General features: G+C 69.2%; 10 protein-coding genes and 1 pseudogene. 4 read left to right on the top strand and 7 right to left on the bottom strand.

The window, feature by feature from the left end:
* The coding region (locus tag AAG801_RS37380; protein WP_341892967.1) for a LysR family transcriptional regulator at positions 1-616 on the bottom strand (616 nt) is incomplete at its 3' end.
* A gap of 91 nt (positions 617-707) precedes the next feature.
* Between AAG801_RS37380 and AAG801_RS37385 the strand changes: the two genes are divergently transcribed.
* Positions 708-1,904 carry an MFS transporter gene (locus tag AAG801_RS37385; protein ID WP_341892968.1) on the top strand — a complete coding sequence of 399 codons (1,197 nt, stop codon included), beginning with the start codon at positions 708-710 and terminating at the stop codon, positions 1,902-1,904.
* Here AAG801_RS37385 and AAG801_RS37390 read toward each other — a convergent pair.
* Positions 1,868-2,677, bottom strand: coding sequence for a dienelactone hydrolase family protein (locus tag AAG801_RS37390; protein WP_341892969.1), 810 nt, complete (start codon positions 2,675-2,677; stop codon positions 1,868-1,870). The two genes, AAG801_RS37385 and AAG801_RS37390, sit on opposite strands and share 37 nt — an antisense overlap.
* 95 nt (positions 2,678-2,772) lie before the next feature.
* On the opposite strand from AAG801_RS37390, the gene AAG801_RS37395 reads away from it, so the two are divergent.
* Complete coding sequence (locus AAG801_RS37395; RefSeq protein WP_341892970.1) at positions 2,773-3,753, top strand: helix-turn-helix domain-containing protein; 981 nt, start codon at positions 2,773-2,775, stop codon at positions 3,751-3,753.
* Positions 3,754-3,780: 27 nt separating this feature from the next.
* A complete protein-coding gene (locus AAG801_RS37400) occupies positions 3,781-4,308 on the top strand; it encodes a GNAT family N-acetyltransferase (protein WP_341892971.1) in 528 nt (175 codons plus the stop codon).
* Here AAG801_RS37400 and AAG801_RS37405 read toward each other — a convergent pair whose 3' ends face one another.
* Together AAG801_RS37405 and gcvA are read right to left on the bottom strand one after the other, a co-directional pair.
* Complete coding sequence (locus AAG801_RS37405) at positions 4,309-4,950, bottom strand: ATP-binding cassette domain-containing protein (RefSeq protein WP_341892972.1); 642 nt, start codon at positions 4,948-4,950, stop codon at positions 4,309-4,311.
* Between the two features lie 62 nt (positions 4,951-5,012).
* A complete protein-coding gene (gene gcvA, locus AAG801_RS37410) occupies positions 5,013-5,918 on the bottom strand; it encodes a transcriptional regulator GcvA (protein WP_341892973.1) in 906 nt (301 codons plus the stop codon).
* Between the two features lie 142 nt (positions 5,919-6,060).
* Between gcvA and AAG801_RS37415 the strand changes: the two genes are divergently transcribed.
* Positions 6,061-6,747, top strand: coding sequence for an NAD(P)H-dependent oxidoreductase (locus AAG801_RS37415; RefSeq protein ID WP_341892974.1), 687 nt, complete (start codon positions 6,061-6,063; stop codon positions 6,745-6,747).
* 36 nt (positions 6,748-6,783) lie between these two features.
* On the opposite strand, the gene AAG801_RS37420 is transcribed toward AAG801_RS37415, so the two are convergent.
* From AAG801_RS37420 to AAG801_RS37430, 3 genes and pseudogenes are all read right to left on the bottom strand, one after another.
* Positions 6,784-7,689 carry an SDR family oxidoreductase gene (locus tag AAG801_RS37420; protein WP_341892975.1) on the bottom strand — a complete coding sequence of 302 codons (906 nt, stop codon included), beginning with the start codon at positions 7,687-7,689 and terminating at the stop codon, positions 6,784-6,786.
* A 117-nt stretch (positions 7,690-7,806) separates the two neighbouring features.
* A complete protein-coding gene (locus tag AAG801_RS37425; RefSeq protein WP_341892976.1) occupies positions 7,807-8,745 on the bottom strand; it encodes a glutathione S-transferase family protein in 939 nt (312 codons plus the stop codon).
* 32 nt (positions 8,746-8,777) lie between these two features.
* Positions 8,778-9,066 (bottom strand): annotated as a pseudogene (locus AAG801_RS37430) (DNA alkylation response protein); the annotation flags it as partial.

Genomic DNA, 9,066 nt, shown 5'->3' on the forward strand with positions numbered 1-9,066 from the left:
GCCAGTCGGGCGTGTTGCGCCGGTAGCTCCAGCCCAGCCGGTTGTGCGCCTCCAGCTCCTGCGGCGTGCGCGGCGTGCCGTACTTCGCCAGGTAGTCCGGCGCGGCCACGATCGATTGACTGGTTTCGCCGAGGCGCCGCGCCACCAGGTCGGACGACGGCAACTGGCCCCAGCGGATCGCGATGTCGGCGCGCTCGTCCATCAGATCGACGATGCGGTCCGTCAGCGCAATGTCGAGCGTGATCTGCGGATGCATCTCGAGCAGGCGCGGCACCAGCGGCACCAGCTTGTGATGCCCGAACGACACGCTGGCATTGATGCTCACGCGCCCGCGCGGCGCCGCGCCAGCCGCGGCGCAACGCTCCGCCTCGTCCATGTCGGCCAGCACGCGCGTGCTGCGCTCGTAGAAATGCAGCCCCTCGGGCGTGAGCTGCAGCTTGCGCGTGGAACGGTGCACGAGCTGGATGCCCAGGCGCAGCTCGAGCCGCGCCACCAGCTTGCTGACGGCTGACGGCGTCATGTCCAGCAGCCGCGCCGCCGCCGAGAACCCGCCCGCCTCCACCACCTGCACGAAGGCTTCCATTTCGCCGGAGCGGTTGACGTCGATGCGCGGCATGGTGTTCCTTCGATTGTGACTTGAATTCACAAGTGCATGTACTCGCGGCATTCTAGTCATCGAAGCCGATTGTCCGCACAGTACAGGCATCATGCCCATCGCTCTTCTTGCCCTCACCGCCGGTGCCTTCGGAATAGGCACCACCGAATTCGTCATCATGGGCCTGCTCATGCAGGTGTCGACGGATCTTCAGGTTTCCATCACGGCCGCCGGTCTGCTGATCTCGGGCTACGCGCTTGGGGTCGCGGTCGGTGCGCCCGTGCTCACCATCGCCACCCGCAAGCTGCCGCGCAAGACCGTGCTGCTCGCGCTGATGGCGATCTTCACGCTCGGCAACCTCGCCTGTGCGCTCGCGCTCAACTACGAAATGCTCATGGCCGCACGCGTCATCACCTCGCTGGCGCACGGCACCTTCTTCGGCGTCGGCTCGGTGGTCGCCACCGGCCTCGTGGCGCCCGAGCGCCGCGCCTCGGCCATCGCGATCATGTTCACCGGCCTCACCGCCGCCACGCTGCTCGGCGTGCCCGCCGGTGCGTGGCTCGGCCTGCAGTTCGGCTGGCGCTCGGCCTTCTGGGCCGTGACGGTGATCGGCGTGCTCGCGCTCGTGGTGCTCGCCGTGTTCGTGCCCCGCGTGAAGGGCGAGGCCAAGCCCGCGCCGCTGCGTGAAGAGCTCGCCGTGCTGGCGCGCCCGCAGGTGCTGCTCGGCCTGGCGATGACGGTGCTCGGTTTTGCCGGCGTGTTCGTGGTGTTCACCTACATCCAGCCGCTGCTCACGCAGCTCACCGGCCTGTCGGAATCGGCCGTGTCGCCGATCCTGCTGGTGTTCGGCGGCGGCCTCGCCGTCGGCAACATCCTCGGCGGCAAGCTGGCCGACCGCGCCCCGATGGCCGCCGTGCTCGGCACGCTGGTGGCGCTGGCCGTGGTGCTCGGCGCAATGCAGTTCACCATCGGCACGCCGTTCACCGCCGTGGTCTTCGTCGGCCTGCTCGGCGTGGCCTCGTTCGCCACCGTGGCGCCGATGCAGCTGCGCGTGTTGGAGAAGGCTTCGGGTGCGGGCCAGAACCTCGCGTCGAGCCTCAACATCGCGGCCTTCAATCTCGGCAACGCACTCGGCGCCTGGGTCGGCGGCGTGACGATCGATCACGGCCCGGGGCTGCACGCGCTGGGCTGGGTGGCCGCGCTGCTCACGCTCGTGGGCCTGGCGATTGCACTCTGGAGCCGTTCGCTCGACCGTCGTGCGCAGAAGAACGGTCAGCTGCCGGCCGACGGCGCCTCCGCACGGGCCTGATCCGATACACCCGACAACCGGCGCGCGAAGAACGAAAGGATCTCGTCGCGCGCCGCGATCGTCGGCTGGCCGGCCTCGTCGATCAGGTGCGCCGTCACCACGCTGTGCGGGCTTGCCACCACCTGCGAGAAGAACGACGGCAGGTCGCGTGTGTTGGCCGCGCTGTCGGGCAGCACGCGGGCCACGAAGCGGTCGCCCTCGAAGCGGTAGGCCATCACGGTCAGGTCTTCGCGCTCCAGGCGTTGGCGCACCTGGGCGATCTCTTCCTGAGAAATCTCGATGCCGCCGGGGTTGTCCAGCGGCAGCGACGGCTGCGACAGCACGGGCGCCAGCACCGCGGGCTCCAGCATCATCGTGAGCGCGAAGTTGCCCGTGAAGCACATGCCGATCGCACCCACGCCCGGCCCGCCGCATTCCGCATGCGCCAGCCGCGCCAGCGCGCGCAGCCACTGCGTCACCGGGCTCGAGGCGTTGCCCGCGAAGGCGCGGAACTCGGCGCTCACGCAGGCGCGCTGGAACACGGCCTTGCCCTCCTCCGCGTCCGGCACGGCGCCGTCGCGACCGAACATCGACGGCATGTAGACCGTGAAACCGGCGTCGCGCACCCAGCGGGCGAAACGCGCCACGTGCGGGCTGATGCCGGGCATCTCGGTCATCACGATCACCGCCGGGCCGGTGCCAGCCACGTAGACCGCCTTGGTGGCGCCGTCGAGCGTGATCTCGCGGCGCGTGAAGTCGTCGAGCGGATCGGTCCTGTCCATGGGCTGCGTCATGGTCGAAATCCAGAAGGTTGAGGTGGCTGCCATTGCACCCGGTGCGGCGCTAGACTGCCAGTGTCCATTCAGACGCCTATCAAGCGTTTTCAGCCATGCACGATTTCACCGTTCTCGTCCTTCCGGGCAGCTTCGGCACCAGCACCGCCGTCACGCTCGACGTGCTCGCCGCAGCCGCCACGCTCGCACCGCGCCACAAGATGCCCCGCCCCACCTGGCGGGTGGTGTCGCCCGATGGCGGCATGGTGCCGCTGAGCAACGCGCTGCAGATCGACACCCTCGCCATGCCCCGCCGCGCGCGCACCGATGGCTCGACGTGGATCGTGCCCGGCCTCGGGGTCGACAAGCCCGCCGACCTTGCATTGCGCCTCACCGACGACAACGCCCGTGCCGCCATCGACGCGGTGCGACGCCATGCCGCGCGCGGCGGCGCGGTGGCCGCTTCATGCTCGGCCGTGTTCCTTTTGCAGGCGGCCGGCCTGCTGCACGCCCGCCGCGTCACGACCTCGTGGTGGCTGGCGCCCGAGCTGCGCCGTCTGGAGCCCGATTGCCATGTCGATGCCGACCGCATGGTGTGCGCCGACGGGCCGGTGAGCACCGCGGGCGCGGCCTTCGCGCAGTCGGACCTCATGCTCCATCTGCTGCGCACGCGCTTCGGCCCCGCGCTGGCCGAGGCCGTGAGCAAGGTGCTGCTGATCGACGGCCGCCAGGCGCAGGCTCCGTTCGTCGTGCCGTCGATGCTGTCCAACGGCAACGAGCTGATTTCGCGCCTCACGCAGCGCATCGAAGCCGCGCTGCCCACGCCGCCCAGCGTGGCCGCGCTGGCCGACGAGTTCGCGATGTCGCAGCGCACGCTGGCCCGGCGCGTGCGCGCCGCCACCGGGCTGGGCGCGCTGGCGTTGGTGCAGAGCGTGCGGCTCAACCGCGCCCGCATGCTCATCGAGAGCAGCCGCATGACCATCGACCAGGTCGCGACGCAGGTCGGCTACGAAGACGCCACGGCGTTGCGGCGGTTGATGCGCAAGTCGGCCGGCGCGCCGCCGAGCCGCTTCCGGTCGGCCTTGCAGACGGCGTGATTCGGTTGCCGCAGAATGCGCCGCACCATGACCCGTCCGCTTGTCACCATTCGTCCCGCCACCGCAGCCGACGCGCACACGCTCGCCGCGCTGGCGATCCAGGTATGGCTCGACACCTACGCCACCGACGGTGTGAACGACCTGCTCGGGCGCTACGTGCTCTCGACCTTCACGCCGGCTGCGTTCGCTGCGTGGTCGGAATCGCCCGATGCCGCGCTGCGCGTGGCGCAGGTCGACGACCATCTCGTGGGCTATGCGCTGCTGCAGTTCGGCGCTGCGCAGCCGCTGGCACCGGGTTGCGCCACCGAACTGCGCACGCTCTATGTGCAGTCACCGTTCGCACGCAGCGGCGTCGGGTCGATGCTGCTGCGCGAAGCCCGAAGCGCCGCCCACGCACGCACAGGCAGCGACAGCCTGTGGCTCACAGTGAACGTGAAGAACCTGCGCGCCTGCGCGTTCTACGAAAAGCACGGGCTGACCGTGACGGGGCTGACGCAGTTCGTGCTCGGCGACGAACGACACGACAACCACGTGATGGCCACGCCGGGCCGCTGATCAGCCCAGCGGCAGCTCGATGCACGCCGCCAGCGGCACCTCCGTGATGCGTTCGCTGCTCGCCACCACCACCGCCCGCCCCGGCTGCGCCATGCGCCGCTCGATCGCCTGCCACAGGCCGTGGATCGAACGCGCGTCGAGCGCACCCACCGGATCGTCCAGCAGCACCACGGGCCGACCCGACGCCAGCGCGGCGGCGAGCCCGACCTTGCGGCGGGAGCCGGTCGACAGCATGAACATCTGCTTCTCCAGATGCGGCGTGAGCGAGAAGGCCTCGACCAGGTGCTGCCACTCGGCCTTGTCGAAACCCCCGTCGCCCTCGCCCAGCAAGGCCGTGCAGGCCTGCACGCTGAGCGGATCGAAGGCTTCAGCCGCCGGCTCGCAGAAGAAGACCTGGCGCCGGTAGGCCTCGGGTTCGGCGTCGAGCGCCACGCCGGCCACGCGCAGCTGCCCGGCCGACGCAGGCTGCTGGCCCGCCAGCACGCGCAGCAAGGTCGACTTGCCGCTGCCGGTGTCGCCGTACAGCAGCGTGACACCTTCGCCCACGGTAGCGGACCAGCCGTTCGCCAACGCGGGCTGGTCGGGGTAGGCGAAGTGCAGGTTCTGTACCTGGAGGATGGGAGAAGTCGGGGAAGGTTTCATGCGAAAGGGATCGTCGAAAAGTCGCCAGACGCCATTGTGTCGCCGCCCTGTCGTGCGTTGCGTCAACGCGCGGCGACGTCCAGCGGCGACAGCCCCTTCACCCACTCGAACACCGCCGCCACGTTCGGATCGTCGCGCCGCGCCTGCGGGCATACGAGGTAGAACGGCGAGCCCTGCAGCACCGGCCCGAAGGGCTGCACCAGGTTGCCGGCGCGCAGTTCGTCGGCGATGAGTGCCAGGCCCATCAGCGCCACGCCCTGTCCCTGCAGCGCGGCCGAGACGGTGTGGGTTTCGTCGGAGAACACGGGGCCGGCCGTCACGTCGAGGCCTGGCACCTGCGCCACCTGCTGCCACGCGGCCCAGGTGCCCGGCTGGGTCTTGCTGTTCGGCACCGCGAAGTGCAGCAGCGTGTGTTTCACGAGGTCGGCCGGACGGCGCAGCTTGAGCGCGGGGCTGCAGGCCGGCGCGAAGACGGTGTCGAACAGCTTCTCGGCCACGAGGCCCGGCCATTGGCCCTTGCCGTAGCGGATGGCGACGTCGGCCGTGAGGCCGTCCAGCGGCACCGCGTCGTGCGAGGCGTGGATGCGCAGGTCGAGCCGGGGGTGCGCCGCGCGCAGCGCCCCCACGCGCGGCAGCAGCCAGCGCGCGGCCACGGCGGGCGTGGTCGACAGCGTGATCGCGCTGCGCTCGGGTGGTGCCCGCAGGCGCGCGACGGCCTGTGCCATGGCGCTGAACGAATCGCTGAGCACCGCCTGCAGCTCGCGCCCCTGCGGTGTCAGCACCAGTTGCCGTGGCTGCCGGATGAACAGCGCCACGCCCAGCGATTCTTCGAGCTGTCGCACCTGGTGGCTGATGGCCGTGGGCGTGACCGACAGCTCGTTCGCCGCGAGCTTGGCGCTGCAATGGCGCGCGGCGGCCTCGAAGGCGCGCAGCGAGGCCAGCGGAGGCAGGGATTGCAGGAGGGCCATGGTGTTCGGAGTGGCGAATAGATGAATTGAATTTTCTGCAGAGAGAAAAATTCGTCGTTTGTCCGACGATGGATGCTTCGATAAATTGAGAACCGTGTCAAGCAGACAGCTGAATTCCCTTCATCCAACCGAGGACCACGCCATGACCACCACCACCCTGCTCCACATCGATGCCAGCCCCCGTTCCGGCCGTTCGGGCGCGGTCGTCCACGGCTCGCATTCGCGCCGCCTGAGCCACCACTTCGTCAGCACCTGGCAGGCGGCCCGCCCGCACGACGAGGTGATCTACCGCGACTTCGGCACCACGCCGCCGCAGGCGGTCACCGGCGACTGGATCCACAGCGCCTACACGCCCGCCGAAGCGCGCGAAGCCTGGATGCACGAGGTGCTGGCCGAGAGCGACGCCTTCATTGCCGAGCTGCGCCGCGCCGACGTCATCGTCATGGGCACGCCCATGTACAACTTCAGCGCGCCGGCCACCGTGAAGGCGTGGATCGACAACATCGTGCGTGTCGGCGAAACCTTCGACATGGACCCGGGCCTGGACGACCCCTATGTGCCGCTGCTGGCCGAGCGCCCGCGCCGCACCGTGCTGCTCACCGCGCACGGCAGCAGCGGCTTCGGGCCCGGCGGCATGCAGGCGCATCTGAATTTTCTGGTGCCGGGCGTGAAGGCCGCACTGGGCCTGGTCGGGCTGCGCGAGGTGCACGACATTGCTGTCGAGCATGCGGAAGACCGCGGCGATCTGCTGGACCGTTCGATGGCCGAGGCGCTGTCGGGCATCGAGCAACTGGTGCGCGACCTGCAGACGAAGGTGCAGGCCGGCTGAAGGCGGCCCGCGATGGGCCGCTTCTTCAGGAAAAGATCAGTTCGAACGAAGCTGCTCACGCAGCTTCTGGCCGATCTCGGGACGCTCCAGGAACGGGTCGGCCGGGTTGGTGATCGACACGATATTCTCCATGCGGCTCTTCACGTTGCCCAGCGCCTTGGGGTGGCTGAACACGTAGAACTGGTTGTCGCTGATGGCGTCGAACACCTTCGCCGCGACTTCGGCCGCCGTGATCTTGCCGCTGCTCACCGCCTTGTTGCTCATGGCCTGGCCGATGAGCTGGCTCTTGGTGAGCTCGGTGTCCTTCGGCGCGTTCGGGCGGTTGCGCTCGCTGCTCGTGATGCCGGTGGGCACGAAGTACGGACACAGCAGGCTGGCACCGATCTGGTCGGTCACCAGGTTCAGGTCCTGGTACAGGGTTTCGGTCAGGCTCACGACGGCCGCCTTGGCCGCGTTGTAGATGCCCATGTTGGGCGGCGTGAGCAGGCCCGCCATGCTGGCGGTGTTGGTGATGTGGCCGCGGTAGCTCGGGTCCTTGGCGGCGGCCTCGAGCATCATCGGCGTGAACAGGCGCACGCCGTGGATCACGCCCCACAGGTCGACGCCCAGCACCCATTCCCAGTCGGCCACGGTGTTTTCCCACACGAGGCCGCCGGCGCCCACGCCGGCGTTGTTGAACACGAAGTGCGGCGCGCCGAAGCGCTCCTTGACGGCCGCGGCCAGCGCTTCCATCTGGGCCGCGTCGGACACGTCGACCTTGCGCGCCAGCACCTGGACGCCCAGGGCCTCCATCTCGGCCTTGGCCTTGTCGAGTGCGTCCTGCTGCACATCGACCAGCACGAGGTTCATGCCGCGGGCGGCGCCGATGCGCGCGCATTCGAGGCCGAAGCCCGAGCCTGCGCCGGTGAGTACGGCGGTCTTGCCCTTGAAGTCCTGGATCATTTGCCGGTGTCCTTCTTGCTGAATGTGTCTGACGTTGAAACGGAAGCCGCTATTGAAATACGGAACCGCCGCGCGCGCAGTCACGAAGGTGCCCGTCGCGCGCGGATCTTTCGGTCATCAGGCTTCTGCTTTTTTCAGCACATACCCGATGCGCGGAAAATGCACATGCACCCTGCCGGTGGGCTCGCTGTTGCGCTCCAGCGTGTAGTGCGTGCGCGTGGCGGCCACCAGGAGGCCCGGCGTCTCTTCGAGGCCGAAGCTCTCGGCGCGCAAGGTGACGGCGCTGCCCAGCGGAATGCCGTGGTCGTCCTGGAAGGTGCTGTCGGTCAGCAGCGTGTGCGGCGTGGCCGCCTTGGCGACGGCGATGGCCTCGTCGCTCGAGAACTTCGACGACGTGCCGTGGCCGATGGCCGCCATGCGGTCCATCCAGTCGAGCACCGCGGGCGTGAGCTCCAGGATGCCCTTCACCGCCTCGATGCGGCGCGTGTACCAGAGCGGGTGGTAGGCCGAGAAGTCGGCAATGCTGGGCATCTCGCCGAGCAGGAAGGGCTTGTCGTCGAGCATGTCCGACAGGCGGCGCAGGTACGACTTGTAGGCGCTGGTGGCGTCGGCTGGGCGCAGGCGCGTCATGTTGCCGGCGCTCATCTTGCCGCGGTCTTCGCCGAAGGCCTTGATGGCTTCGGGCGGTGCCTTGGCGAACACTTCGGCGGCGCCCTTGGGCTGCAGGTTCCAGGCCATCGCGGCCCAGAACAGCGAGGTGTCGGCCCACTGCGCGAGGATGCGCGACATGCCTTTTTCCGGCTCCGGGTACAGCGTGGGCTCGGGCTGCAGGTGCTCCAGCACGTCGGCGATGAGCGCGCTGTCGCAGTACATGTCGGCGCCGATCTGCAGGAACGGCGTCTTGCGGTAGCCGCCCGTGAGCGCCTCGACGTCGGGCTTGGGCATGATCGGCGGAATGAAGACCGACTTCCACGGCAGCTTCTTGGCGCCGAGGATCAGGCGCACCTTTTCCGAGAACGGCGAGGTGGTGTAGTGGTGCAGGATGAGGTCGGCCATGGCGTCTTTCGTGGAGGTGTTCTTGTGGGTGGTCAGCGCGGCTGCGCGCGCTGGATGATCGAATCGAAATCGGTGCCCGCGCCCAGCGTGCCGAAGGCCTGGCCCCAGTCGCCGCCCAGGCGCGAGGCGCAGAAGGCGTCGGCCACGGCAGCGGGTGCGGTCTGCACCAGCAAGGCGGCCTGCACGGCAAGCGCCACGTCTTGTGCGAGGCGGCGTGCCTCGGTCTCGGAGGCCATGGCCTCGATGCGTGCGGGCAAGGCGTCGGCCAGGCGGTCGAGTGCGGCCTGCTGGCCGCGCGCCGGCGTCAGTTCGTGTGCCAGC

This window comes from Variovorax sp. YR752 (assembly GCF_943372545.1).